The sequence below is a fragment of the Amycolatopsis sp. N2S4-7 genome (assembly GCF_058119595.1).
Genome location: NZ_CP172299.1, coordinates 8,680,422 through 8,705,287, shown reverse-complemented (window position 1 = coordinate 8,705,287; position 24,866 = coordinate 8,680,422). Strand labels below are relative to the sequence as shown.

The following is a 24,866-nucleotide window of genomic DNA, read 5'->3' as shown; positions in this document are numbered from 1 at the left end:
CCGGTCCCCTAGAATCCCGCCAACGGGATTTCCGAGGGGGAGCACCATGACCGAGAACGATCCGTCGCGCCCGGCGGGTTCGGCGCCGCCGAACCCGCCGCAGTGGATGGTCATGGCGCCGCCGCCCGCGGTGCCGCCGGGACGAAACGGCTTCGCCGTCGCGTCGCTGATCCTGGGAATCCTCGGCATCTGCGGGTTCTCGCTGGTGCTCGGGCTGATCCTCGGGATCGTCGCGCTGGTCCAGATCAACAAGCGGAACCAGACCGGCCGCGGCATGGCGATCGCCGGGATCGTGCTCAGCCTGCTGTGGGTCGCGGCGATCACGATCGGCCTGATCGTGTTCAGCGACCGGCTGCTGGTCGGCGGCAGCCTGGCCCCGACGGCGCTCGGCATGAAAGACGGCGAGTGCTACGTCAAGCAGGTGAAGATGGACGCCGACATCACGAAGACGGCGTGCACCGTGCCGCACGACGGCGAGGTGTTCGCCACGTTCCCGCTGGACCAGGCGACCGACGACCAGCTCGAGGCCGCCGCGAAGGCGGGCTGCCAGACCCGTGCCGACAAGTTCTTCCCGCCCGGCCTGTTCCAGCCGTCCGACTGGGACGTCGCGACGTTCTACCCGGACGCGGCGGCCTGGCAGGCGGGCAAGCACAACGCCGTGTGCGCGTTCCAGACCCAGAAGGGCCAGTTCACCGAGCCGATCGAGCGTTAGGGCGCGCCGGGCGGGACGAACGGCAGGTCCTCCGGCGCGCCCCGCTCCAGGACGGTGAGCAGCGCCGCGGTGTCCAGGTGCTCGTCGACGGCGTCCGCCAGCTTGTCCAGCATCTGCTCGCGCAGGTCACCGAAGCCGGGGGCGTCCGGTGACGGGGTCCAGCCGGTGCCCGCCTGGGCCGCCGCTTCGGTGAGCCACGCGCGGCGGAAGGCGTCGTTCTCGAACGCGCCGTGCCACATCGTGCCCCAGAGCGCGCCGTGGCGGACGCCGTCCAAAAAGGACTCCGGGGCCGTGGTGACGGTCATCGAGCCGTGGTGGATCTCGTAGGCGTCGACGGGATGGCCGCGCCACGTCCCCGACGGACGAGCGAGGACCTTCTCCGCGGCGAACGTCACCCGCGCCGGCAGCAGGCCGAGGCCCGCCACCTCGCCCGCGCCGGACTCGACGTCGTCCACAATGGACTCGGCGAGCATCTGGTAGCCGCCGCAGATGCCGAGCACCGGCCGGCCGGCGACGGCGCGGGCCGCCACCGCCGTGTCGAGACCGCGGTCGCGCAGCCAGGCGAGGTCGCCCACGGTGGCCCGCGACCCGGGCAGCACGACGACATCGGCCGCGGCGACCGTGTCGGGGTCGGCGGTCAGCGTCACGGTGACGCCCGGTTCGGCGGCGAGCGCGTCGACGTCGGTGGCGTTGGACGCGCGCGGGAACCGCACGACGGCCACCCGCAGACCGGAGTGGTGCGCTTCGCGGCGCCAGCCCGCCGCGGCGAGGGCGTCTTCGGAGTCGATCCACACCCGGTCGAGCCACGGCAGCACGCCCAGCACGGGCCGCCCGGTGACCTTCTCGAGGCTGTCGAGGCCCGGGCGCAGCAGCCCGACGTCACCGCGGAACTTGTTGACCACCCAGCCCGCGACGAGCGCCTGGTCCTCGGCCGAGAGCAGCGCGAGGGTGCCGAACATCGCGGCGAGCACGCCCCCGCGGTCGATGTCGCCGACGACGAGCACCGGCAGCCCGAACCGCCGGGCGAGCCCCATGTTGACGTAGTCGCCGCCGCGCAGGTTGATCTCCGCCGGGCTGCCGGCGCCTTCGCAGACGACGACGTCGTAGCGCGCACTGAGGTCTTCAAAGGCGGCGAAGGCGATCTCGGCCAGCCCCGCGCGGCCGGTGGCGTACTCGCCCGCCTCGAGGGTCCCGAACGGCTTCCCGAGCGCGACGACGTGACTGCGCCGATCACTGCCGGGCTTGAGCAGAACAGGATTCATCGCGGCTTCGGGTTCGACGCCGGCGGCCCGGGCCTGCAGCCACTGGGCCCGCCCGATTTCGGCACCGTCGGCGCAGACCATGGAGTTGTTGGACATGTTCTGCGCTTTGAAGGGCGCAACGCGCACCCCGCGGCGAGCAAGCCACCGGCAGATTCCGGCGGTGACCAGGCTCTTGCCGGCATCGGACGTCGTTCCGGCGACGAGCAGGCCGCTCATCGCCCGGCTCGCCGGTCGTCCCGAGCAGCCGCAATCGCGACCACGGCCGCCGCCACCCCGACCAGCCGGGACAGCCGCACCGCTCGTCGCAGGTCCACCGGCTCCGGGTCGCGGCCCTCGCCGAGCCGGGAGCGGCTCTCGACCTCGCCGCCGTAGCTGTTCGTGCCGCCCAGCCGGATGTCCAGTGCCCCCGCGAACGCCGCTTCCACCTGCCCCGCGTTGGGGCTCGGGTGCCGTCCGCCGTCGCGGCGCCACATCCGCCACGCACCCCCCGCGCGGCCACCGGCCAGCGGCGCGCACACCGCCGTGAGCAGCGCTCCGATCCGCGACGGCACCAGGTTGACCACGTCGTCGGCGCGGGCGGCGGCCCAGCCGAAGCGGCGGTAGCGCGGCGACCGGTAACCCACCATCGCGTCGAGCGTGTTGAGCGCCCGGTACCCGAGCAGGCCGGGCACCCCCGCCACCGCTCCCCAGAACAGGGGCGCGACCACGGCGTCCGAGGTGTTCTCCGCGATCGACTCGGTGGCCGCGCGGGTCAGCTCGGCGGAGTCGAGCGTCGTCGCGTCGCGCGCGCAGAGGTGCGAGAGTCTCTGACGCGCTTCAGGCACTTCGCCCGCTTCGAGCAGCCTGGCCATTTCGGTGCCTTCGTCCGCGAGGCCGCGGCCGCCGAGGACGACCCACGTAGACGCGGCGGTGAGGACGAAGCGCGCGAAGGGACGTCGCCGCGTCGCAGCCTGAAGCGCGACACCGAGGCCTACGGCACCGAAGGCGCACAACCCCGCGTACGCGGCTCCGCGCGCCTGAGAATCCGCCCACATGCGCCGCTCGAGGCGAGCCGCGGCGGTACCGAACAAGGCGACCGGATGCCCCTGTCGGGGGTCACCGAACAGTGCGTCGGCGAGATATCCGGTAACGAGTCCGGCCGCGGTTGTCCCTAGACGGAGTGGCACGTGGCGAACGGTAGCGCGTGCACCAGAATGCCGGGTATGACTGTGCCGAAAGCCGCCTCCGCGGGAAAACGTAAGCCGGCGGGGCTGAGCCACCGGCTCGCCGGGTACCTCGAGACCCTGGCGCGGGCACTGCGCCGCTACGGCCGCGACGAAGGCAAGGTGCTGGTCCTCGGCGGCGTCCGCTCCGGGAAGTCCCGGCACGCCGAACGGCTCGTCGCCGGCCACCCGCACCTCGTCTACGTCGCGCCCGGCCTGCCCGCGGGCGACGACGACGCCGATTGGGCCGCGCGGGTGGCCGCCCACCAGGCGCGGCGGCCCGCGCACTGGAAGACCGTCGAGACCACCGACCTCGCCAACGTCCTCCGCACGGCGACCGAGCCGCTGCTGATCGACTGCCTCGGCACCTGGCTGTCCCGGGTGCTCGACGACGTCGGCGCGTGGCGGCAGAAGCCGGGCTGGGAGCACCGCCTGGACGACCGGCTCGAGGACTTCCTGGCCGCGTGGGCCGCGGCGCGGGTGCCGGTGGTCGCGGTCAGCAACGAGGTCGGCAGCGGTGTGGTGCCCGCAACGTCGTCCGGGCGGCTGTTCCGTGATGTGCTGGGCGCACTCAACAACCGGGTGTCCGCCGACGCCGACCGGGTCGTGCTGGTCGTCGCGGGCCGGGCGCTCGACCTGTAGCAGGAGGCGCCCGTGTTCGACGTACCCGTGCCCGACCCCGCCGCCCGCGCCGCCGCGCTGGAGCGGCTCGACGGCCTGGTCAAGCCGCTCGGCGCGCTCGGCAGGCTGGAGGAGATCGCCGCCTGGCTGGCCGCCGCGCACGGCAGCGTGCCGCCGCGGCCGCTCGACGACGTGCGCGTGGTCGTCTTCGCGGGCGATCACGGCGTGTCGGCGCTCTCGGCGTACCCGCGCGAGGTGACCGCGGCGATGGTGCGGGTGTTCCTGGCCGGGAAGAGCGGCGTGAACGTGCTGGCCGCGCAGGTCGGCGCGAAGGTGCGCGTGGCCGACCTGGGCGTCGACTGGGACGGCGCCGACGTGCCGCCCGAGGTGACGGCGCACAAGATCCGCCGCGGCTCGGGCTCGATCGACGTCGAGGACGCCCTGGCGCCGGGCGAGGCGCGGGCGGCGTTCGACGCTGGCCGGGCGATCGCGGACGAGGAGCGCGCCGCGGACCTGCTGATCCCGGGCGACATGGGCATCGGCAACACGGCGATGTGCGCGGCGCTGGTCGCGGCATCGCTGGGCCTCCCGGCTTCCGAGGTGGTCGGCACGGGCACCGGCGTGGACGCGGCGGGCCTGGAGCGCAAGACGGCGGCGGTCTCGGCGGCCCTGACGCGGACGGCGGGCCGGGCGGAGGACCCGTTCGAGCGCCTGACGGCCCTGGGCAGCGCGTGCGTCGCGGCGACGGCGGGCTTCCTGGTCCAGGCGGCGGTGCGCGGCATCCCGGTGCTGCTCGACGGCGTGTTCTCCGGCGCGGCGGCCCTGGTGGCCCGCGACATCGCACCGGGGGCGGAGCAGTGGTGGCTGGCCGGGCACCGCTCGACGGAGCCGTCCCAGGCGTTCGCGCTGAAGGCACTCGGGCTGGAGCCGATCCTGGACTTCGGGCTGCGGCTCGGCGAGGGAAGCGGTGCGGTCCAGGCGGTCCCCACGCTGCGAGCGGCCCGCGCGATCCTGGCGGACATGGGCCTTTTGGCCGACCTGGCGTGAGCCGATGGGGTGACGCCGTGCGGATGGCCGTCGGGACGCTGACCACCGTCCCCGTCCCGGCGCCTCGCCTCATCGACCGGCGGGTCGCCGGCGGTGCCATGCTGCTCGCGCCCCTCGCCTCCCTCCCCCTGGCCGTCGCCGCCGGGCTGGTCGTTGCCGCTGGGCAGGCCGTGCACCTGCCTGCCCTCGCCACCGCGGCTCTGGCCCTCGGGGCCGTCGCCCTCGGCAGCCGGGGGCTGCACCTCGACGGGCTCGCCGACACCGCCGATGGGCTCGGCGCCTCCTACGACCGCGAGAAGGCCCTCGACGTCATGCGCCGGGGCGATTCCGGCCCCACCGGGGTCGCGACCCTCGTGTTCGTCCTGCTCGTGCAGGTCGGTGCGCTCGCCGGGGCCGTCGGCGCCGGGCACGGGGTCGCCGCCGCGGTCGCCGGTGTGCTCGTCGGGCGCTGCACGCTCTCGATGTCCTGCGCGAAAGGTGTGCCGTCGGCGCGGCCGGAAGGGTTGGGCGCGACCGTCGCCGGGGCGGTGCCCCGGGCCGCGGCGATCGCCGTGGCGGTGGGCGCGGCAGGACTGGGTGCGCTCGTGCCCGGTCTGCACTGGTGGCGCGGCGTCGTCGCGGTCGTGCTCGCCTACGCGGCCGCCGCGGCGCTGCTCCTCCGCTGCACGAAAAGGCTCGGCGGGATCACCGGCGACGTCCTCGGCGGCTGCCTCGAGGTCTCCGTGGCCGCGGCGCTGCTCGCCCTTTCGTGGTGATCTGTCAACCCGCGGCGGCCGGTCGGCGTGTAATGAGGGAGAACGCCGACAGGGGAGGTGGTCGAGCCGTGCCTCGGCCGGAAACGATGGCGGACGGGCCCGTCGCGGAACTGTTCCGCCGGCACCGGCCCGACCTGCTGCGGCTCGCCGTGCTGCTGCTCGGCGACCGGGCCTTGGCCGAGGACGTCGTCCAGGACGCCTTCGTGGCGCTGCACCGGAAGTGGCCCACCCTCGCGGACCCGGCGGCCGCCGCCGGGTACCTGCGGGTGTCGGTGGTCAACGGCGCGCGGTCGGCCCACCGGCGCCGGACGACGGCCTGGCGGCACCTCAAGGCCGGTGAACCGGAGGCCCTCCCCGCCGCGGACGCCGGCGTGCTGCTCGCCGAGGAACACCGGACGGTGCTCGCCGCGGTCCGGCGGCTCCCCCGCCGGCAGCGCGAGGTGCTGGTGCTGCGCTACTGGGCCGGGCTTTCCGAGGCCGAGATCGCGGACACCCTCGCCGTCTCCCGCGGAACGGTCAAGACCTGCGCGTCCCGCGCCCTCGCCAAGCTGGCGGACCTGCTCGGAGGACCCGATGGACACTGAACTCGAGAACCGGCTGCGGCGCGCGTTCGAGGCGCTGGCGTCCACAGTGGACACGGAAGGGGCCGCGCCGGCCGCGGCACCCCGGCGACGGCTGATGCCCGTCTTCGCCGCCGCGGCCGCCGTGGTCCTGGTCGCCGCCGGCGTGGTCTTCGCCGTCACCCGGCCCACGCCCGAAGCCGTGGGACCCGGAACGCCGGCGCCCACCGCGTCGCCCTCCGCGTCGGCGCGGTCGTTCCCCTTCGACCTGCTGACCCATTGCGGCGTCGACGAAGCGAAGATCGGCGACACCTACTTCGAGGCCGAGGAACCGCTCATCGGACCCGCCGCCAGCGCGCCCGCCGGGTGGGACAACCCGTACCAGCGCGGCACCATGACGCTGCTTTCCCCGGACACCGCCGTCTTCCGCGACGACCACGGGCACGAAGTCCGCTTCCGCGCCCGCCCCGGGGCGACGGCGTTCAAGCACCTCTGCGACTGACCGGCGGCCGCCCGCGCCCGCACGGGCACGGGCGGCCGGGTCCCGGCTCAGTCGCCGTGGTTGTAGATCTGGTACAGCTCATCGAAGTCGTGCGCGTCCGGCAGCTGGCTGATCGGCGGCGCCTCCCCCTGCGTCATGCAGCTCGCGTTGTCGAACCGGTGCGCCAGGCCGAGGACGTGCCCGAGCTCGTGCTGAGTGCTCTTGCGCGCCTGGGTCGCCGTGGTCACCGTGGTGTTGTTGAGCTGGACGTAGACGCCCTCGTAGTTGTGGCCGGCCGAGTCCCAGCCGTTCGGGAAGTACGTGACGCCGTAGATCCCGTCGTTGGCACTGTATTCGGAGACGTTCACGCAGTGCAGCCAGCTCCCCGGGCAGCTGGACTGGTAGTAGGAGTCGACGCCCTGCGCCTCGTTCCACTTGTAGGTGGCCGTGGTGACCGGCCACTTCACGCCGGTGTGGTCGACGAAGTAGATCTGCGAATGCGCGAGGCCGTTGTGGGCCCAGTGGTGGCCGAGGTAGTGGCTCCGCGTCCGCACCTCGGGGATGTCGAGCGCGGGCTTGCTCTTCGGCCACGCCCGCGCGCACAGCGTCTTCGCCTGCGCCGCCGGCAGCGCACCGGAGTCGACGCGGTCGAATTCCGCGACCCCGGAGAGCTTCCCGTCGGCGGCGAAGCACGCGACCCGCGCGTCCGGCTCGTCGGCGACCCAGTCGTAGGCCTGCTCCCGCATCTCCTCCCGGCTCAACGGCGGCGCCTGCTCCCGCGTGATCTTCGCCGGGTCCAGCACCGGCTGCTTCGCCGGGTTGACGTTGGCGGGTGCGGGCGGCTTGCCCCGGTCCGGCGCCGCGCCGGCCACACCCGCGGTCAGGCCGGCGCCGAGCAGCGCGGCCATCGCGACCGCGACACCGCCGCGGCGCACAGTGGTTCCCAATGATCGAAACACGTTTCTCCCCTTGACGACGTGCTTGATGGCGAACAGCCGCGCGCGGTGGATCCGGGCAGCACGAAGAAGGTGAATGACCCCCAAGTCCCCCCGCCGGGCGAAAATCGGCCCGCGGCCGGTTTTCGATTCTGCCGCGCGGCGAGGAAATTCCTCAATCGGCTGGACGAGTGAACAAGATTTTCAGCGCGGCGAGGAACGCGTCGGTCGTCGCGCGGTCACGGACCGCGAGGCGGAGGTGATCCGGGCCGAGCCCGGGAAAGGTGTCACCGCGGCGAACGGCGTAACCCGCTTCGCGCAAGCGCGACCGGATATCCACCCCACCAGGGACGCGCACCAGCACGAAGGGACCACGCGGATCGCCGAGCACCGTGACACCCAACGCGGTCAGCCCCGACACCAGGTATTCGCGGTCCGATTCCGCCGCGACCGCCAGTTTCTCCGCTTCCTCCAAAGAGGACGGACGGCAGCACGCGACCGTCGCGACACCGGCCAAAGTGGACACCGACCACGGCACCTGCACCGCCCGCAGCCGCGCGACGACGTCCGCCTCGGCGAGCACGTACCCCGCCCGAAGCCCGGCCAGGCCCCAGGTTTTCGTCAGGCTGCGCAGCACGGCGACGCCGGGCACCCCGCCGGCCAGGCTCTCCGCTTCGCCGGGGACCGCGTCCAGGAACGCCTCGTCCACGACCAGGAGCCGGCCGGGCCGGGCCAGCGCGCGCAGGGCCGAGGCCGGGTGCAGCACCGACGTCGGGTTCGTCGGGTTGCCGACGAACACCAGGTCCGCGTCCTGCGGGACGAGCGCCGGATCCAGCACGAATCCGTCCGCCTCGGACAGGATTACGCGGGAAACCGCGTGCCCGGCGGCCCGAAGCGCGGCCTCCGGCTCGGTGAACTGCGGGTGCACGACCACTGCCCGACGCGGCCGGAAGGCCGAGGCCAGCAGTGTGAACGCCTCCGCCGCGCCCGCCGTGACCAGGACTTCCGCCTCGGGACGGCGGTGCCGCGCCGCCACCGCCCCGACTGCCTCCACAGTGGACGGATAGGCGGCCAGCGAGTCCAAGGCGGACGCCAGCTCCTGCCGCAACCACTCGGGCGGCCGCGGCAGGCGGACGTTCACCGCGAGGTCCACCAGCCCCGGCCCGACCTCGCGGTCGCCGTGGTGGTGGAGGTCGTAGCCCGCCGACGCGCTCCCTCCCGCGGCGGCGGAATCAAACACCGTCATGGGCCCGGACCCGGGCGGCGAACCGCCGGGCCAGCTCGGGGTAACCGGCCCAGTGGACGTGCAGGTAGGACGCGTGCAGCGTCGGCGACGCGAAGCCGTCCAGCTGCCGGTCCCAGCCCCAGGCCGCCGAAACGCCGTGCGACGGCGTGACTTCGGTGCGGTGGAACTCGTGCCCGGTGACGCGCTGCCCCGCCGTCGCCAGGAGGTTGGCCTCGACGGCGACCGCGCGCCGGTAGCCGAGCTTGCCGCGGGCGGTCATCTTGGCGTCCGCGGGCACCGCGCCGACCATCGGCACCCCGTCCAGCGACTGGCACAGGTAAAGGAGTCCCGCGCACTCGGCGCTCACCGGCATCCCGCGTTCGATCGCGGACGCCACTTCGGCGCGCAACGCCGTGTTCGCCGACAGCTCGGCCGCGTGCACCTCGGGGAACCCGCCGCCGAAGTACAGCCCGGCGCAGCCGTCCGGCAAGGCCTTGTCCCGCAACGGGTCGACGTCCACGACGTCGACGCCGCACGCGGCCAGCAGCTCGAGGTTTTCGGTGTAGCGGAAGGTGAACGCGGGCCCGCCCGCGGCCGCGACCGTCACCCGCGGGCCGTCCACACCGGACGGTTCCCACGCCGGGGCCGCAAGCCGGGACGCCCCCGACGCGATCCGGACGATCGCCTCGAGGTCGACGCCTTCGGTGACCCACGCGGCCAGCGACGGCAGCACGCGCTGCGCCTCCGTGGCCCGCTCCGCCGCCGGGACGAGCCCGAGGTGGCGGCTCGGCGCGTGGATCTCTTCGTTGCGGTACAACGCACCCAGCAGCGGGACGCCGGTGGCCTCCAGCGCGGACGCGATCTCGTCGAGGTGCCGCTGGGAACCGAGCTTGTTGAGGATCACCCCGGCGAGCCGCACGCGGTTGTCGTAGTGGGCGAAGCCGAGCACGGTCGCGGCGACGCTGCGCGAGGCGGCCGAAGCGTCGACGACCAGCACCACCGGTGCTTCGAGCAGCCGGGCGACGTGCGCGGTCGAGGCGTAGCCCTCGGTACCCAGCGCGCCGTCGAACAGGCCCATCACGCCTTCGATGACGGCGATGTCGGCACCCTGGGAACCGTGGCGCAGCAAGGGAATGAGCCGGTCCTCACCCTGGAGGAACGGGTCGAGGTTGCGCGCGGGGCGCCCGGTCGCGAGCGCGTGGTAGCTCGGGTCGATGAAGTCGGGCCCGACCTTGTGCCCGGACACGCGGTGCCCGGCCGCACGCAGCGCCGCCATCAACCCGGCGGCGATGGTGGTCTTGCCGTGCCCGGAGCCGGGCGCGGCGATCACCACGCGCGCTACCACTCGATCCCCCGCTGGCCCTTCTGGCCGGTGTCCATCGGGTGCTTGACCTTCGTCATCTCGGCGACCAGGTCGGCGGCCTCGACGAGCTCCGGCGGCGCGTACCGGCCGGTGATGACGACGTGCTGGTGCCCGGGCCGCGAGACCAAAGCGGACACCACGTCGCCGACGTCGAGCCAGCCCCACTTGAGCAGGTAGGAGAATTCGTCGAGGACGTAGAAGTCATGCGTCTCGGCGGCGAGCCGTCGCTTGATCTCGGCCCAGCCCTCGCGCGCGTTCTCGGCGTGGTCGTCTTCGGTGCCGGACTTGCGCGCCCAGCTCCAGCCCTCGCCCATCTTGTGCCACTCGACCGGCCCGCCCTCGCCGGTGTCTTCGTGCAGCTTGCCGAGGGCGCGGAACGCGGCTTCCTCGCCGACGCGCCATTTCGCCGACTTGACGAACTGGAACACGCCGATCGACCAGCCCTGGTTCCAGGCGCGCAGCGCCATCCCGAACGCGGCCGTCGACTTGCCCTTCATCTCACCGGTGTGCACGGCGAGCAGCGGCCGGTTGCGGCGCTGGCGCGTGGTCAGCCCGTCGTTGGGAACGACTTCCGGTTTTCCCTGCGGCATCAGGCAGCCCTTCCAGTCCGGGCGCGGACGGCGTCGGCCAGGGACTCGGCGGCGACGCCGGCCAGGGGCACGTGCTCCGCGCCGAGGTGGGCGGCGAGGTCGGCGGCCAGGCCGAGCCGCATCTTGCCGCTTTCGCAGTCCATGACGATCGTCGTGACGCCGGCGAGCAGTCCGGCCGCGGCCTGGGCGCGCGCGACCGCGTCGGGGCCGCTGGTGGCGCGGCCGTCGGTGACGACAACCAGCAGCGGGCGGCGCCGCGGGTCGCGGATCTCCTCGACGCGCAGCACGCGCGCCGCCTCCAGGAGTCCTTCGGCCAGCGGCGTGCGGCCGCCGGTCGGGAGGCCTTCGAGCCGGGCCGCGGCCGCGTCGACGCTGATCGTCGGCGGCAACGCGAGTTCGGCGGCGTGGCCGCGGAAAGTCACGAGCCCGACCTTGTCGCGGCGCTGGTAGGCGTCGAGCAGCAGCGACAGCACGGCGGACTTGACCTCGCGCATGCGCGCCTTCGCGCCCATCGAGCCGGACGCGTCGACGCAGAACAGCACGAGGTTGCCCTCGCGGCCTTCGCGCAGCGCGAACCGCAGGTCCTCCGGCCGCAGCTTCAAGCCCGCGCCGTCGCGGCCGCGGGCCTTCTGGTGCGGCGCGGCGGCCTTGACGGTCGCGACCAGGTGCGGCCGCCCGTCGCGGACGCTCGGCGGCTGGACGCCGATGGTGCGGCCGCTGTCGGTGATCGCGCGCGAACGGCGTCCGCGCTCGCCTTCGCCCATGCCCTTGACGCGGAACACGCGCGCCTTGAACGTTTCCCCGGCGCCGACGGTCTTCTGCTGCCCGCCGCTCTGCTGGTGCCGCGGCTCGCCCTGCGGCGCGTCGCCCTGCGGAACTTCCTGCGGCGCTTCCTCGGGCGTCGACCCGGATCCGGGACCGTCGTCGTCCGGCCCTTGGTCCGGTTGGCTGTCCTGCAGCGCCTGCTCCAGCTGCTCTTCCGAGATCCCGGGGGCGTCGAAGGGGTTGCGGCGGCGCCGGTGCGGGAGCGCGAGCCGCGCGGCGACGCGGACGTCGTCGGTGGTCACCTCGTCGCGCCCGGCCCAGGCCGCGTGCGCGACCGCGGTGCGCGCGGTGACGATGTCCGCGCGCATGCCGTCGACCTCGAAGGACGCGCAGACCTCGGCGATCTGGCGCAGGGCGTCGTCGGGCAGCTTGACGGCGGGCAGAAGCCGTTGCGCCGCTTCGATGTCCGCGGCCAGCTGGGCGTCCTGGGCGGCGTACTGCGCGGCGAAGGCGTCAGGATCGGCTTCGTAGGCCAGCCGGCGCCGGACGACCTCGACGCGCTGCTCCGGGTCGCGGCTGGAGGCGACCTCGACGGTCAGGCCGAACCGGTCCAGCAGCTGCGGCCGCAGCTCGCCCTCTTCCGGGTTCATGGTGCCGATCAGCACGAACCGCGCCGCGTGCGACACCGACACGCCCTCGCGTTCCACGGTCGCGCGGCCCATCGCGGCGGCGTCGAGCAGGGTGTCGACGAGGTGGTCGTGCAGCAGGTTGACCTCGTCGACGTAGAGCAGCCCGCGGTGCGCGGCGGCCAGCAGGCCGGGCTGGTAGTCCGTGACGCCTTCGGCGAGCGCGCGCTCCAGGTGCAGCGAGCCGACGACCCGGTCCTCGGCCGCGCCGACCGGCAGCTCGACCAGTTTCGCGGGCCGCCGGTGGCTCGGGGCTCCCTCGTGGGGGCCGTCCGGGCAGAGGGGGTCGGGAGCCGCGGGATCGCAGGAGAACCGGCAGCCGTCGACGACGTCCACGCCGGGGAGCAGGCCCGCCAGCGCGCGGACCATGGTCGACTTCGCCGTGCCCTTCTCGCCGCGCACCAGCACCCCGCCGACGGCGGGCGAGATCGAGGACAGGACGAGCGCCAGGCGCAGGTCCGGCATCCCGACGACGGCGGTGAACGGGTACGGCTTCAACAGCACTCCTCCGGCTCGGCGACCGGCCGATCATCGCACAGCGCCCGCCTCGCTTAGGGTGGGAAATCGTGCGCGAAGAATCACGTCGGCCAGGGGCCGCCGAGGAGGCCCCCCGGGGCAACGCGGCACGCCTGACGGTGGTCGGGATCGGCGCCGACGGGTGGGCCGGGCTGTCGGAGCAGGCGCAGGCCCTGATCCTCGGCGCCGACGTCGTGCTGGGCGCGCCGCGGCAGCTGGCGTACCTGCCCGCGGAGGTCCACGGCGAGCCGTGGCCGACCCCGTTGCTGCCCGCGCTCGACGCGGTGATCGCCGAGCACCTCGGGGCCCGCATCTGCGTCCTGGCCAGCGGTGATCCGTTCTTGTCGGGGGTCGGCACCACCCTGGTGGCACATGGATACGAAGTCGAGGCGCTGCCCGCGCTCTCGTCGGTGACACTGGCCAGGGCCCGGCTGGGCTGGTCCGCCGAGGAGACCGAGGTGGTGACCCTCGTCGGCCGGTCGTCGGCCCGCGTCGCCCGGGTGCTGGCGCCGGGGCGGCGGGTGCTCGTCCTGGGTGCCGACGCGACCGCGCTGCGCTCCCTGCTCACCGTGCGCGGGTACGGCGAGAGCGAGCTGTTCGCGCTGGAAAACCTGGGCGGGCCCGACGAACGCATCTCCGACGGCTGGGCGGGGGAACCCGGCCCGCTGACGGTGTTCGCGCTGGAGTGCACGGGCCCGGCGCTGCCGCTGATCGGCATCCCGGACGACGTGTACGCCCACGACGGCCAGCTGACCAAGCGGGACCTGCGCGTGTCGGCTTTGGCCCGGCTCGCGCCGAGCCCCGGCGAGCTGCTGTGGGACGTCGGCGCGGGCGCCGGCAGCGTCGGCATCGAGTGGTCGCGGATGCACGGGATGAACCGAGCGGTCGCGATCGAGCGCGACCCGGCCCGCGCCGAACGGATCGGGCGGAACGCGGTGGACCTGGGAGTCCCGGAGCTGGAGGTGGTGACCGGGGAAGCACCGGACGCGCTGAGCGCCCTGCCGCCCCCGGACGCCATCTTCATCGGCGGCGGGCTGACGGTGCCGGGCGTCCTGGAGGCGTGCCTGGCCACGGGCGCGCGGGTGGTGGCGCACGGGGTGACGGTGGAGTCGGAGCAGGTGCTGGCCCGCGCGTACGAGCAGTACGGCGGCGAGCTGGTGCGCATCGGCGTGGAACGCGCAGCGCCCTTGGGCGGCTTCACCGGCTGGACCCCGGCGCGGGTGGTGACCCAGTGGAGCAACAGATGACCGGCCCGAACCCGCTCAGGCGAGGGCGGCTGGTGACCGGCGCTGGGGGCACCCGGGCGGGTGCGGTGGAGCAGCGGATGGCGGGCCTCGCACACCCGCGCCCGGCCACCGCCGCGCAGCCGGCCACCGGCCGCGCGAACCCGCACCTGCACACGGAAACCCCCGCCACCCCACCCCTCGCCCCTCGGAGCAACAGATGACCGTGCACTTCGTCGGGGCCGGACCGGGGGCCGCCGATCTCATCACCGTGCGGGGGCGGGATCTGCTGGCCCGCTGCGGGGTTTGCCTCTACCCCGGCAGCATGACGCCCACCGGCCTGCTCGCCTGCTGCGCCCCCGGGACCGAACTGGTCGACACCGCGAACCTCAGCCTCGAGCAGATCGTCGCCAAGATGGTCGAAGCCCACGAAGCCGGGCGGGAGGTCGTGCGGCTCTGCTCCGGGGATCCGTCGCTCTACAGCGCCGTCGCCGAGCAGGTGCGGCGGCTCGATGCCGCCGGGGTGCCGTACGACGTCGTGCCCGGCGTGCCCGCCTTCGCGGCTTCGGCGGCCGTCCTGCGGCGGGAACTCACCGTGCCCGAAATCGGGCAGAGCCTGGTGATCACCCGCGTCCAGGCGCGCTCCACGAAGATGCCCCCGGGCGAGACGCTCCAGGCGTTCGCCGCCACCGGGGCGACCCTCGCGCTGCACCTGGCGATCAACCACGTCGACCGGGTGACGGCCGAGCTGACCCCGCACTACGGCGAAGACTGCCCCGTCGCCGTCGTCGCGCTCGCGAGCCAGCCCGGTGAGACCGTCGTGCGCGGGGTGCTCGGCGAACTTCCCGCGCTGGTCCGCGACGCCGGAATGACGCGCGCTGCCACCATCTTCGTCGGGCGGGTGCTCGCCGCCGGCGGGTTTCCCGACAGCTTCCTCTATTCCAGTGCCCGCGACCGGGCGAACCAACCGGAGTCGTTGTGACGGAACTGCGCTGGGGCCTGCTGGCCGCCGGGACCATCGCCGGCCACTTCGCCGCGGGCGTCGGCGAAAGCGAGCACGGCACGCTCACCGCCGTCGCGGCCAGGGACGCCGGCCGGGCGAAGGACTTCGCCGCGCGCTTCGGCATCCCGAAGGCGCACGGCAGCTACGAAGACCTCCTCGCCGACCCGGACGTCGACGCCGTGTACGTCTCGACGCCGCACGCGCTGCACAAGGACTGGGCCATCGCCGCCGCGGAAGCGGGCAAGCACGTGCTGTGCGAGAAGCCGCTGACGATCACCGCCGCCGACGCCGAAGAGGTGATCGCCGCGGCCCGCGCGCACGACGTCTTCCTGATGGAGGCGTTCATGTACCGGCTGCACCCCCAGACGCGGCGGCTGGTGGAGCTGATCGCCGGCGGCGCGATCGGCGAAGTCCGGGCCGTCGACACGACGTTCTCCTTCGACAGCAACCCCGAGGAGACCGCCCGGCTCAGCGATCCGGCGCTCGGCGGCGGCGGGATCCTCGACGTCGGCTGCTACTGCACGTCGCTGGCCCGGCTGGTCGCCCAGGCCGCGACCGGCCAGGACGTCGTCGAGCCGACGGAGGTCAGCGGGATGGCGCACCTCAGCGCGTCCGGCGTCGACGAGTACGCGACCGGCCTGCTCCGGCTGCCCGGCGACATCCTCGCGACGATCTCGTGCGGGATCCGGCTGACCCGCGAGGACGGCATCCGCGTGTTCGGCACGCGAGGACAGCTGTCCGTGCCGCGCCCGGCGTGGATCCACCCGCTGCGGACGCCGGGTACGTCGCAGATCATCCTGACGCCGGCCGACGGCGAACCGGAAATCATCGAGGTCGAGGCGACGCAGGGCGTCTTCGCGCGCGAAGCGGACCACGTGGCCGCGCACGTCGACAACCGCCAAGCTCCCGAGCTGACCTGGGCGGAGACGCTGGCCAACATGCGGACGCTGGACCGCTGGCGCGAAGCCGTCGGCTACGGACGTCCTTCGTGATCCTCATCCTCGGCGGAACCGGCGAAGCCCGGAAACTCGCCGAAGATCTGGCAGAGCGCGAAGTCCGCGTTGTCTCGTCGCTGGCCGGACGCGTCGCACGGCCAAGGCTGCCGGTCGGCGAAGTGCGCGTAGGCGGCTTCGGCGGCCCTGACGGTCTCGCGGCCTGGCTGCGCGACAACGACATCAGCGCCGTCGTCGACGCCACGCACCCCTTCGCCGAGCGGATCGGCGCGAACGCGGCGAAGGCGGCCGAAATCACCGGCACTCCCCTGCTCCGGCTCGCCCGGCCGGGCTGGGAACCCGGCCCGCAGGACGTCTGGCACTGGGCCGACGACCTCGCCGACGCCGCCCGGAAGCTCCCCGAGCTGGGCAAACGCGTTTTCCTCACCAGCGGCCGCCAGGGCCTGCCCGCCTTCGCGCACCTCGACAACCTGTGGTTCCTGATCCGCTGCGTCGACCCGCCCGCGCCCCCGCTGCCGCGCCACCACGAGCTGATCCTCGCGCGCGGGCCGTACGAGGTGGACACCGAGCGCGCCCTGCTCGGCCGCGTGGACGTCCTGGTCACCAAGGACTCCGGCGGCACCCTGACCAGCGCCAAACTGACCGCGGCCCGCGAACTGGGCCGCCCGGTCCTGCTGATCCGGCGCCCGCCGCGGCCGGAGACCGAGACCGCCGAAACCGTCCCCGAAGCCGTCGAATGGGTCCTGCGCCGATGATCGAAGAGTTCTACGAAGTCCTGCGCAAGCGGCGGGACGTCCGCGGCGAGTTCACCGGCGAGCCGATCCCCGAAGCCACCCTGACCAGGATCCTCGAAGCCGCGCACGCCGCGCCGAGCGTCGGGCTCACCCAGCCGTGGGACTTCGTCCTCGTCGACGACCACGCGACGCGCGAGAAGTTCGCGAAGCACGTCCACGAGGAGCGGGAGGTCTTCGCCGGCCAGCTCAGCGAAGACCGCGCGAGCACGTTCGCGAACATCAAGATCGAGGGCATCCTCGAGTCGAGCCTCGGCATCGTCGTCACCTACGACCCGGCGCGCGGCGCGCCCGACGTGCTCGGCCGGCACGCCATCGCGGACGCCGGCCTGTACTCGGTGTGCCTCGCGATCCAGAACCTCTGGCTCGCCGCCACCGCCGAAGGCCTCGGCGTCGGCTGGGTCAGCTTCTACCGCGAGCCGTTCCTGGGCGAACTGCTCGGCGTCCCGGACGGCATCCGGCCGGTCGCGTGGCTGTGCGTCGGCCCGGTCAGCAGGCTGGAAACCGTGCCCGACCTGGAACGCCACGGCTGGCGCCGCCGCCGTCCCCTGACCGCGGCGGTGCACCACGGACGGTTCACCCCGCGTGACCCGGGGGCTGCGTCAGCCGCCGACCTCTGACCCGTTAGCGTTGCGCCGATGCGTCTGATTGCCGTAGCGCTGGGGTTGCTCTCGGCCTTGTGCGCGCTGGCTTTCCCCTTCCTGCCGGTGGTGCAGGACACGGCGGAGGTCGTCTGGCCGACCGGCAGCGACACCCGCTCCGTCAACGCGCCCTTGACCGGGTACTGGGCCCAGGACCTGCGCGCGGAACTGCCGTGCGCGGCCATCCGCTCGGTCGACGCCCGCACCGGCGGCCCGGGCCTGCTGTTCGCCACCGTGCCGGACGGCCGCACCGACCCGAACGCCGGCAAGGGCGTCGGGCTGCAGCTGCGCGTCGACAACGGCGTGCTGCTCGCCTCCAGCCAGGGCCAGCAGATCGCCCAGCAGCCGCTGCCCGCCGAGAAGTGCGACATCGAGCTGGACGTCGACGCGTCGCAGATGACGCTGGCCGTCGCCGGCACGCCGGTGTTCCACGCCGAGGGCGACGTCCGCCCCCGCGTCGTCGGCATCTACTCCTCGATCAACTCGAGCAAGGACCCGATCGCCGGCCTGCACGTCTCGGTCGTGCCGGACACGCGCTACCAGACCTCGCCGACCGCGCTGAAGATCACCGTCGGCGTGCTCGCCGTGCTGTCGCTGATCGGCTGCCTGATCGCGGTCTGGCGCCGCGACTCCGGCTTCGCGCGCCGCGCCCCGCGCTGGGCACCGGTCGGCTGGTGGCGGCTGACGCTGCGGGACGCCACGGTGATCGCCGCGCTCGGCGCGTGGGTCTTCATCGGGCCGGTGACCTCGGACGACGGCTACATCCTCACGATGGCCCGCGTCACCGAGCAGACCGGCTTCCTCACCAACTACCACCGCTGGTTCGGCGTCGCCGAGGCGCCGTTCGGCTGGTTCTACCACGTCTTCGAGCTGATGACGCACGTCAGCACGGTCCCGCCGTGGATCCGGCTGCCGTCGTTCCTGCTCGGCGTGCTCAGCTGGCTGCTGATCAGCCGCGAGGTGATGCCGCGGCTCGGCACCCAGATCCGCACCAGCCGCCCGGCCAGCTGGGCCGCCGCGACGGTGTTCCTGATCTGGTGGATGCCCTACAACAACGGCGTCCGCCCGGAACCGGTGGCCGCGCTCGGCTCCCTGCTGGCGATCTGCGCGGTGGAGCGCGCGCTGGTGACGCGGCGGCTGCTGCCCCTGTGCCTCGGCCTGACCGCGGCCGGGTTCACCCTGGCCGCGACGCCGACCGGGCTGATCGCGGTGGCGCCGTTCCTGGTCGCCGCGCGCCCGCTGTTCAAGCTGATCCGCCAGCGCGCGAACGAGAACGGCTGGATCCCGGTGCTCGCGCCCATCGCCGCGGCCGGGCTGCTGGTGCTGGTCGTGGTGTTCGCCGACCAGACCTTCGCCACCGTGCAGGAGGCCACCCGGATCCGCACCCAGGTCGGCCCGAACCTGTCGTGGTTCCAGGAGCTCGCGCGCTACCAGCTGCTGTTCGAAAGCCTGCCGGACGGCTCGGCGCCGCGCCGGTTCCCGGTGCTGCTGGTGCTGCTGTGCACCGGTACGTGCCTGGTGATGCTGCTGCGCCGCGGCCGCATCCCCGGCGCGTCGCTCGGCCCGGCGCGCCGCCTGATCGGCACGACGGCGCTGTTCTTCCTGCTGCTGGCCCTGACCCCGACGAAGTGGACACACCACTTCGGCGCGTTCGCCGCGGTCGGCGCGTCGATGGCGGCGCTGACGGCGCTCGCGACCAGCTCGACGGTCCTGCGGTCCAAACGCAACCGCGCCGCGTTCCTCGCCGGGCTGCTGGTCGTCGCCGCGCTGGCCGCGACCGGGCCGAACACCTACTGGTTCGTCTCGCGCCTCGGCGTCCAGTGGACGAACGTGGCGCCGTCGATCGGCGGCATCGGCCTGTCCACGATCCTGCTGGTCGCGGCCGCGATCGCCGGGGTCTACGCGTTCGTCGAGAACGTCCGCGCGCACCGGCCGGGCCTGCCCGCGCAACCGCAGGAAGGCCGGCTGCGCGCGCTGCGGCTCGGATCGCTGTCGCTGGTCGTGGTCTGCGGCATGGTGGCGGCGGGCGAGTTCGTCACGATGGCGTGGGCGATCCACAACCAGGCCGGCAGCTACAGCCTGGGCGCGGCGAACATCGGGCACCTGTTCGGCAAGAGCTGCAACCTCTCCGACCACGTGATGGTCGAGCGCGACGCGGCGACGAGCATCCTGCACGCGCAGTCCGAGCAGCGGACGGTCGCCGACAAGCCCAAGGAACCCGAGTCGCCGCTGCCCAACCCCGACCGGGACAACGGCCGCGTCCAGACCGGCTTCCACACCCGCCCGGTCGACGACAAGGACCCGCTGGCCGAGCCGCCGCACGGGTTCACCCCGGACAAGGTGCCGATGTGGTCGAGCTTCCTCGACCCCGAAACACGCGCCGGCCGGCTGCGCAGTGACTGGTACGCCCTGACGGAGAAGCCCGCGGACGGCCAGATCGTGGTCGCGACGGCGGGCGCGGCCCGGCGGCCGACGTCGGTCAGCCTCGATTACGGCGTCAACACCCCCGACGGCGTGAAGATCCTGCGCAGCCAGTTCATGCTGCCGCCGGGCTCGGGCACCGGCGGCTGGAACGACACCCGCATCAACCTGCGCGACCTCCCGCCGGAGACGAACGCGGTCCGGATCAACATCATCGACAACGACCTCACGGAGGACGGCTGGATCGCGGCGTCGGCCCCGCGCGTCCCGACGTTCACGACGCTGACGGACCGCATCGGCTCGAAGCCGGTGTACGTCGACTGGCCGGCGTCGTTCGTGTACCCGTGCGTCCAGCCGGTGACGTCCCACGACGGGATCTCCCAGGTCCCGGACTACCGCATCACGGCGGGCGGGCTGGCGGACGAGGCCCAGTGGGCGTCTTCGACGAACGGCGGCCCGATCGGCTGGCTCGAGGAGCTGGCCGAGGAGCCCGAGGTGCCGAGCTACCTGATCGGCCAGCCGAGCCAGTCGTGGGGCCAGCTGCTGCAGATCGAGCCGTTCACCGAGGGCATCGCGCCGACGGTGGTGCACGGCGAGAAGACGGTGCCGGGTTGGTGGTCGCCGGGCCCGGGACCGCGGCAGCCGAACGGCAAGGACCCGACGCGCTGACCCGGGCGGGTCAGGGGCACGGCGGGGTGTAGGGCAGCTCCGGGAAGTACCGCTCCCACTCCGCCGTGGTGATCTTCGGTGCCGCGGTCCGGCAGATCTCCGCCGCCGCCAGGTCCGGGCGGGTCTCCCACAGCTGGGTTCCCGACAGCACCACCGTGTGCCCGTCCGGGCCGAACAGCGCCGTGCCCGCCACCGCCGGGACGAACTGGCCCGCGATCACCGGCTGGCGGGGGTCCGAGACGTCCCACAGCCGGGCCGTCCGGTCCGAGCCCGCCGTGAGGATCCGGGTGCCCGACGGGTCGAAACCCACCGAGCCGACGTCGTCCGTGTGGCCCACCAGAGGTGGCAACGCCGCCGCGCGGGCCGGCTCGGTGACGTCCCAGCGGTGGACCGTGCGGTCGGAGCTGCCCACCGCCAGCGACCGCCCGTCCGGGCTGAAGGCCACCGCGCCCGGAGCGCCCGTCCCGACGTCCAGGGTGGCGATCCGCGCCGGGTGCAGCCGGTCGGTCACGTCCCACAGGAACACCGCCGGGGGCGCCGACTTCTGGCTGTGGGCCAGGGTCCGGCCGTCCGGGGCGAAGCGCACCGACCAGATCGTCCCGGCGTACGGGCTGGTCAGCGTGACCGGCGCGGCGAACCGGCCCGGGTCGCTCACGTCCCACAGGGCCAGCGGCCCGTTGTCGTACCCGGTGGCGAAGGTGCGCCCGTCCGGGCTGAACGCCATCGAGTACGTCTTGGGCGCCGCGGCCGACGCCACCTGACGCGGGTGCGCCGGGTCCGTGATGTCCCACCGCAGCAGCAGTCCGTCCGCCACCGCGGTCGAGGTCCCGGTGAGCACGGCGGCGGCGAGCGAGCGGCCGTCCCGGCTCAGCGTCGTCGCGGTCACCTGGCCGGGCAGCCCGCCGATCCGGCCGGCCGGGCGGGGCCCGTCCGGTCCGCCGAACGACCACAGCTGCAGGTCGTCGGTCCCCTGGGCGACGAAGGTGCGCCCGTCCGGGGTGAACCCGACGGGGCCGGGCGCGCGGGTCGTCAGCTCCAGCGCCGGCGCGTCGTACAGCCGGACGGTCTGGTCGGCGGCGGCCGTGACCAGCGTGCGCCCGTCCGCGGAGTAGCCCACCCAGACCCCCGCGTTGGTGTGCCCGGTGAGCTGGGTCAGCTGCCGCGCCGCTGCCGGCGCGGAGACGTCCCAGACGTGCACGACCTGGTCGTCGCCGGCCGTGACGAGCGTGCGTCCGTCCGGGCTGAACGCCGCCATCCAGACGATGCCGTTGTCCGGCAGCACCGCGAGCGGCCGGGTCGCGCGCGGGTCCGTGACGTCCCACAGCCGGACACGGTCGTCCCAGCCGGTGGTGGCCAGCGTCCGGCCGTCCGGGCTGAACGCGGCCACGTTGACCAGGTCCGTGTGCCCGCTGAACACCGAGAGCGGGACCGGGTGGGCCGGGTCGCGGACGTCCCACAGGTGCGTGTCGCGGTCGTTGCTCACCGCCAGGGTCCCGCCGTCCGGGCCGAGCACGGCCTTCTCGTACTGCAGCGGCCCGGAACCGGGGAGCATGACCAGCATCTTCGGCTCGTCCGGGTCGGAGATGTCGGTGAGGCGGGTGGTGTCGTCCTTGCCCGCGGTCACGAGGGTGCGGCCGTCGCGGCTGATCTGCGCGGTGAAGACCGTGTCGAAGTGCCCGGTCACCAGCCCGCGCGACATCGGCCGCCGCGGGTCGCGCAGGTCCCAGAGCCGGAAGGCGTACCCGTCGGTCGCGGTCGCGAGGAGCCGGCCGTCCCCGCTGAGGGCCACGGGATAGTGCGCCTTCGCGATGGCCGGCAGGGTCGCCAGCAGCGCGGGGTGCCGCGGATCGGCGATGCTCCAGATGTCGACGGTCTTGGCCGCGCCCGCGACGACCATGAGGTTCCCGCTGAGGGCGACGGCGCCGTCGTGGCCCAGCGGCTCCGCGATGCCGACCCGGGTGGCGAACGGCGTCGCCATGGCGCCCAGCACGCTGTCGCGCGTCTCCGGGAGCGGCGCGAGCCGGTACGCGGCCAGGCTCAGCTGCACCGACAACGCCGGATTGGTCTGCTGCAGGTCCGCCGCGTCTCCGACGGCCTTCCGCGCGAGCGCGACGTTCCGCTGGTCGGTGGCGGTCCGCGTGGCGTGCACGGCGAACCCGGTCGCGACACCCGCGAGGACGAGCAGCACGCCCAGGAGCGCCGCGAGCTGACGCAGGCGCCGCGTCCGGCGGCGGACCGCGTCCGCTTCGGCGGTCTCCTGCGCCCGGCCGGCGTCGAGGAAGGCCCGCTCACGTGCGGTCAGCGCGTCCGGGGACCGGGCCGCCCACTCCGTCGCGAGGCCGAGCCGGGTGCCGCGGTAGAGGCTGCCCGCGTCGCGGTCCAGGGACTCCCACAGGTCGGTGGCCTCGGCGAGCTGGCGGTGCAGGCGGTGGCCCTCGCGGTCTTCGGCGAGCCAGTCCTGCAGCCGGGGCCAGCTGCGGATCAGGGCTTCGTGGGCGATCTCCGCGCCATCGCAGTCGAGGGCGAGCAGCCGGGCGGCGGCGAGCCGTTCGAGCACCTCGGACGTCGCCGGGTCGTCGTCGAGCTCGCGACGGGGCAGCCGCCGCTTCGTGTCTTCGGTGCCGTCGCCGAGCGCGGTCAGCCGGAGGAAGATCTGCCGGACCTTCGCCCGCTGCGCCGGCTCGAACTCGCCGTAGACGGTCTCGGCGGTGTGCGCGATCGCGTTCCGGATCCCGCCTGCGGCCTCGTACGCGGCGAGGGTGAGCGTGATGCCCTGACGCCGCCGCCAGGTCTCCAGCAGCGCGTGCGAGACCAGCGGCAGCACCGCCGGCCGGCCCGCCGCGTCCGCCACCAGGGCTGTGACCAGCGCGGATTCCACCTGGCAGCCGTGCCGGACGGCCGGTTCGACGATCGCCGTCCGCAGCTCGTCCGCCGTCATCGGCCCGACGAGGACCTGGGCGTCCCGCAGCGCGTCGACGAGTTCGGCGTGCCGCCCGCAGTGCCCGTAGAAGTCGGCGCGGACGCCGATGACGACCTGGCTGCCGTGCTCGTCCTCGGCCCGTGCCAGCAGCGCGCCGATGAAGGCAGCGCGCTCGGCGTCGTCGGGGCAGAGGGTGAAGACCTCCTCGAACTGGTCGACGATCAGCAGGCCGCCGGTCTCCGCGAGAGCGTCGGCGCACCGGCCCATCGGGTGCTCGCCCGGCGTGGTCACGCGCGCCGGGCGCTCGCCGGCCAGCCCGGCCCGCAACAGCGACGACTTCCCGGACCCGGACGCGCCGAAGACACCGACGAACCGGCGTTCGCGCAGCTTCGCGGTCAGCTCGGCGATCAGTTTCCCGCGCCCGAAGAACCGGCCGGCGTCCGAGCGCTGGAACGCGGCCAGCCCGAGGTACGGGGTCTCCGCCTCCGGGCCGGGGATGCTTTCGGCCGCGAGCCCCGCGGCGACCTCCCGCCAGCGCGTCTCCCACTCCCCGACGTCCCCGCCGCACGCACCGACGTAGGCCGTGGTCAGCGCGAGCCCGGGCAGCTTGCGCCCGCCCGCGGCTTCGGACAACGCGGCCGGCGAGTAGCCGGCGCGGGCCGCGAGGGTCCGGTAGGTCGGCCCGCCGGCCTCCTCCCGCAGCCGCCGCAGCCCGGCGGCGAACGCGACGACGACATCGTCGCCCGGCTCCAGCGGTCGTTCCCGTCTCGGCACCCCGGCCCCCCGTTCGTGTCACGGTCATTGTTCACCGGAAGCGGCCCGACAATGGACAAGGTTTCTGCGTTAGACACGACGGTGTGATGCCGCGCAGCCTGGGGAAACTGCTCAAGGTCGTCGCCGCCGGTGTGCCGGTGGCGCCCACGCCCGCCGACGGTATCGAGGTGGTCGGCTCCTCGTCGCCGGACCCCGGCGCGGTCCTTCGGGCCCTTTCGGCCGCCCGTCCGGACGTCCTCCTGCTGCGGCCCGCCGACCGGGCGGGGCTCGCGGTGATCGGGCGGACGGGCCTCGTCCCGGTGCTCGTGCTGACCGCGCCGGACGCCGGCGAGCTGGTGGTCGCCGCGATGCGGGCCGGCGCCCGCGGACTGCTGCACGACACCGCCGGCCCGGCCGACCTGGCCCGCGCCATCCGGGTGGTCGCGGGCGGCGCCGCGGTGTTCGGCGAGGACGCCGCCGACCGGCTCTACGCGCGGCTGGCCGGGCCGTCCCCGTCGCTGCCTGCCCTGACCACCCGCGAACGCGAGGTGCTCGGCCTGCTCGCCGACAACCTCGGCAACCTCGCGATCGCCGCGCGGCTGAACCTCGCGCCCAAGACCGTGCGCAACCTCGTGTGCGCCGTCCTGGCGAAGTTCGGTACCGCCGACCGGGCGGTCGTGGGCGCCCGGGCGCGCGAGGCCGGGCTACCCTGAGTGGCGTAAATCGCGTCCCAGCAATTCCTTTCCGGTTAACGCTTTTAATGCGTGGACAA

General features: G+C 74.0%; 21 protein-coding genes. 13 read left to right on the top strand and 8 right to left on the bottom strand.

All coding sequences use genetic code 11. From position 1 onward, the window contains the following. Positions 1-46: 46 nt before the first annotated feature. Positions 47-712: a DUF4190 domain-containing protein gene (locus tag ACH54P_RS41005; protein WP_489908679.1), complete on the top strand. Its 666-nt coding sequence runs from the start codon at positions 47-49 to the stop codon at positions 710-712. Here ACH54P_RS41005 and ACH54P_RS41000 read toward each other — a convergent pair. Next, positions 709-2,190 carry a cobyric acid synthase gene (locus tag ACH54P_RS41000; RefSeq protein WP_489908678.1) on the bottom strand — a complete coding sequence of 494 codons (1,482 nt, stop codon included), beginning with the start codon at positions 2,188-2,190 and terminating at the stop codon, positions 709-711. The two genes, ACH54P_RS41005 and ACH54P_RS41000, sit on opposite strands and share 4 nt — an antisense overlap. Continuing rightward, entirely contained in the window at positions 2,187-3,140 is a 954-nt protein-coding gene (locus ACH54P_RS40995; RefSeq protein WP_489908677.1) for a cobalamin biosynthesis protein, read from the bottom strand. Before ACH54P_RS40995 ends, ACH54P_RS41000 begins: the two co-directional genes overlap by 4 nt. A 36-nt stretch (positions 3,141-3,176) precedes the next feature. Between ACH54P_RS40995 and ACH54P_RS40990 the strand changes: the two genes are divergently transcribed. From ACH54P_RS40990 to ACH54P_RS40970, 5 genes are all read left to right on the top strand, one after another. After that, positions 3,177-3,818: a bifunctional adenosylcobinamide kinase/adenosylcobinamide-phosphate guanylyltransferase gene (locus ACH54P_RS40990; protein WP_489908676.1), complete on the top strand. Its 642-nt coding sequence runs from the start codon at positions 3,177-3,179 to the stop codon at positions 3,816-3,818. 12 nt (positions 3,819-3,830) lie between these two features. After that, positions 3,831-4,844, top strand: coding sequence for a nicotinate-nucleotide--dimethylbenzimidazole phosphoribosyltransferase (cobT, locus tag ACH54P_RS40985; protein ID WP_489908675.1), 1,014 nt, complete (start codon positions 3,831-3,833; stop codon positions 4,842-4,844). Positions 4,845-4,867: 23 nt separating this feature from the next. Then, positions 4,868-5,599, top strand: a complete 732-nt coding sequence (locus tag ACH54P_RS40980; RefSeq protein WP_489916928.1) for an adenosylcobinamide-GDP ribazoletransferase — start codon at positions 4,868-4,870, stop codon at positions 5,597-5,599. 68 nt (positions 5,600-5,667) lie between these two features. Beyond that, positions 5,668-6,183 (top strand): RNA polymerase sigma factor, encoded by a 516-nt coding sequence (locus tag ACH54P_RS40975; RefSeq protein ID WP_489908674.1) that lies wholly within the window; start codon positions 5,668-5,670, stop codon positions 6,181-6,183. Further along, positions 6,173-6,661 (top strand): hypothetical protein, encoded by a 489-nt coding sequence (locus ACH54P_RS40970; RefSeq protein WP_489908673.1) that lies wholly within the window; start codon positions 6,173-6,175, stop codon positions 6,659-6,661. The genes ACH54P_RS40975 and ACH54P_RS40970 overlap by 11 nt, the downstream gene beginning before the upstream one ends. A 47-nt stretch (positions 6,662-6,708) precedes the next feature. Here the strand turns inward: ACH54P_RS40970 and ACH54P_RS40965 are convergent, their stop codons facing one another. The 5 genes from ACH54P_RS40965 to ACH54P_RS40945 form a co-directional block, all read right to left on the bottom strand. Continuing rightward, positions 6,709-7,587 (bottom strand): hypothetical protein, encoded by an 879-nt coding sequence (locus ACH54P_RS40965; RefSeq protein ID WP_489908672.1) that lies wholly within the window; start codon positions 7,585-7,587, stop codon positions 6,709-6,711. Between the two features lie 163 nt (positions 7,588-7,750). Continuing rightward, positions 7,751-8,821: an Rv2231c family histidinol phosphate aminotransferase CobC gene (cobC, locus tag ACH54P_RS40960; RefSeq protein WP_489908671.1), complete on the bottom strand. Its 1,071-nt coding sequence runs from the start codon at positions 8,819-8,821 to the stop codon at positions 7,751-7,753. Beyond that, on the bottom strand, positions 8,808-10,145 hold the full coding sequence (locus ACH54P_RS40955) for a cobyrinic acid a,c-diamide synthase CobB (RefSeq protein WP_489908670.1): 1,338 nt from the start codon (positions 10,143-10,145) through the stop codon (positions 8,808-8,810). The genes cobC and ACH54P_RS40955 overlap by 14 nt, the downstream gene beginning before the upstream one ends. Further along, complete coding sequence (gene cobO / locus ACH54P_RS40950; RefSeq protein WP_489908669.1) at positions 10,139-10,753, bottom strand: cob(I)yrinic acid a,c-diamide adenosyltransferase; 615 nt, start codon at positions 10,751-10,753, stop codon at positions 10,139-10,141. The genes ACH54P_RS40955 and cobO overlap by 7 nt, the downstream gene beginning before the upstream one ends. Further along, the gene (locus ACH54P_RS40945) at positions 10,753-12,702 is read right to left on the bottom strand and encodes a putative cobaltochelatase (RefSeq protein WP_489908668.1); all 1,950 of its coding nucleotides are present in this window, start codon (positions 12,700-12,702) and stop codon (positions 10,753-10,755) included. The genes cobO and ACH54P_RS40945 overlap by 1 nt, the downstream gene beginning before the upstream one ends. Positions 12,703-12,770: 68 nt before the next feature. Between ACH54P_RS40945 and cbiE the strand changes: the two genes are divergently transcribed. From cbiE to ACH54P_RS40915, 6 genes are all read left to right on the top strand, one after another. Further along, complete coding sequence (cbiE, locus tag ACH54P_RS40940) at positions 12,771-13,967, top strand: precorrin-6y C5,15-methyltransferase (decarboxylating) subunit CbiE (protein ID WP_489908667.1); 1,197 nt, start codon at positions 12,771-12,773, stop codon at positions 13,965-13,967. Positions 13,968-14,163: 196 nt separating this feature from the next. Then, on the top strand, positions 14,164-14,925 hold the full coding sequence (gene cobM / locus ACH54P_RS40935; RefSeq protein WP_489908666.1) for a precorrin-4 C(11)-methyltransferase: 762 nt from the start codon (positions 14,164-14,166) through the stop codon (positions 14,923-14,925). Continuing rightward, the gene (locus tag ACH54P_RS40930) at positions 14,922-15,938 is read left to right on the top strand and encodes a Gfo/Idh/MocA family protein (protein WP_489908665.1); all 1,017 of its coding nucleotides are present in this window, start codon (positions 14,922-14,924) and stop codon (positions 15,936-15,938) included. The genes cobM and ACH54P_RS40930 overlap by 4 nt, the downstream gene beginning before the upstream one ends. After that, complete coding sequence (locus ACH54P_RS40925; protein ID WP_489908664.1) at positions 15,935-16,654, top strand: cobalt-precorrin-6A reductase; 720 nt, start codon at positions 15,935-15,937, stop codon at positions 16,652-16,654. The genes ACH54P_RS40930 and ACH54P_RS40925 overlap by 4 nt, the downstream gene beginning before the upstream one ends. After that, complete coding sequence (bluB, locus tag ACH54P_RS40920) at positions 16,651-17,310, top strand: 5,6-dimethylbenzimidazole synthase (RefSeq protein WP_489908663.1); 660 nt, start codon at positions 16,651-16,653, stop codon at positions 17,308-17,310. Before ACH54P_RS40925 ends, bluB begins: the two co-directional genes overlap by 4 nt. A gap of 18 nt (positions 17,311-17,328) precedes the next feature. After that, on the top strand, positions 17,329-20,421 hold the full coding sequence (locus tag ACH54P_RS40915; RefSeq protein ID WP_489908662.1) for an arabinosyltransferase domain-containing protein: 3,093 nt from the start codon (positions 17,329-17,331) through the stop codon (positions 20,419-20,421). Between the two features lie 10 nt (positions 20,422-20,431). On the opposite strand, the gene ACH54P_RS40910 is transcribed toward ACH54P_RS40915, so the two are convergent. Beyond that, positions 20,432-24,115, bottom strand: a complete 3,684-nt coding sequence (locus ACH54P_RS40910; RefSeq protein ID WP_489908661.1) for an nSTAND1 domain-containing NTPase — start codon at positions 24,113-24,115, stop codon at positions 20,432-20,434. 86 nt (positions 24,116-24,201) lie between these two features. On the opposite strand from ACH54P_RS40910, the gene ACH54P_RS40905 reads away from it, so the two are divergent. Further along, positions 24,202-24,807 carry a LuxR C-terminal-related transcriptional regulator gene (locus tag ACH54P_RS40905; RefSeq protein WP_489908660.1) on the top strand — a complete coding sequence of 202 codons (606 nt, stop codon included), beginning with the start codon at positions 24,202-24,204 and terminating at the stop codon, positions 24,805-24,807. Positions 24,808-24,866 lie beyond the last annotated feature (59 nt).

What these genes read in the sequence shown, in the direction of transcription:
- bluB (WP_489908663.1), top strand. Translation starts at nt 16,651, where the DNA reads ATGATCGAAGAGTTCTACGAAGTCCTGCGCAAGCGGCGGGACGTCCGC.
- ACH54P_RS40970 (WP_489908673.1), top strand. Translation starts at nt 6,173, where the DNA reads ATGGACACTGAACTCGAGAACCGGCTGCGGCGCGCGTTCGAGGCGCTG.
- ACH54P_RS40990 (WP_489908676.1), top strand. Translation starts at nt 3,177, where the DNA reads ATGACTGTGCCGAAAGCCGCCTCCGCGGGAAAACGTAAGCCGGCGGGG.
- cobM (WP_489908666.1), top strand. Translation starts at nt 14,164, where the DNA reads ATGACCGTGCACTTCGTCGGGGCCGGACCGGGGGCCGCCGATCTCATC.
- cobC (WP_489908671.1), bottom strand. Translation starts at nt 8,821, where the DNA reads ATGACGGTGTTTGATTCCGCCGCCGCGGGAGGGAGCGCGTCGGCGGGC.
- ACH54P_RS40980 (WP_489916928.1), top strand. Translation starts at nt 4,868, where the DNA reads ATGGCCGTCGGGACGCTGACCACCGTCCCCGTCCCGGCGCCTCGCCTC.
- ACH54P_RS41005 (WP_489908679.1), top strand. Translation starts at nt 47, where the DNA reads ATGACCGAGAACGATCCGTCGCGCCCGGCGGGTTCGGCGCCGCCGAAC.
- cobO (WP_489908669.1), bottom strand. Translation starts at nt 10,753, where the DNA reads ATGCCGCAGGGAAAACCGGAAGTCGTTCCCAACGACGGGCTGACCACG.
- ACH54P_RS40905 (WP_489908660.1), top strand. Translation starts at nt 24,202, where the DNA reads ATGCCGCGCAGCCTGGGGAAACTGCTCAAGGTCGTCGCCGCCGGTGTG.
- ACH54P_RS41000 (WP_489908678.1), bottom strand. Translation starts at nt 2,190, where the DNA reads ATGAGCGGCCTGCTCGTCGCCGGAACGACGTCCGATGCCGGCAAGAGC.
- ACH54P_RS40915 (WP_489908662.1), top strand. Translation starts at nt 17,329, where the DNA reads ATGCGTCTGATTGCCGTAGCGCTGGGGTTGCTCTCGGCCTTGTGCGCG.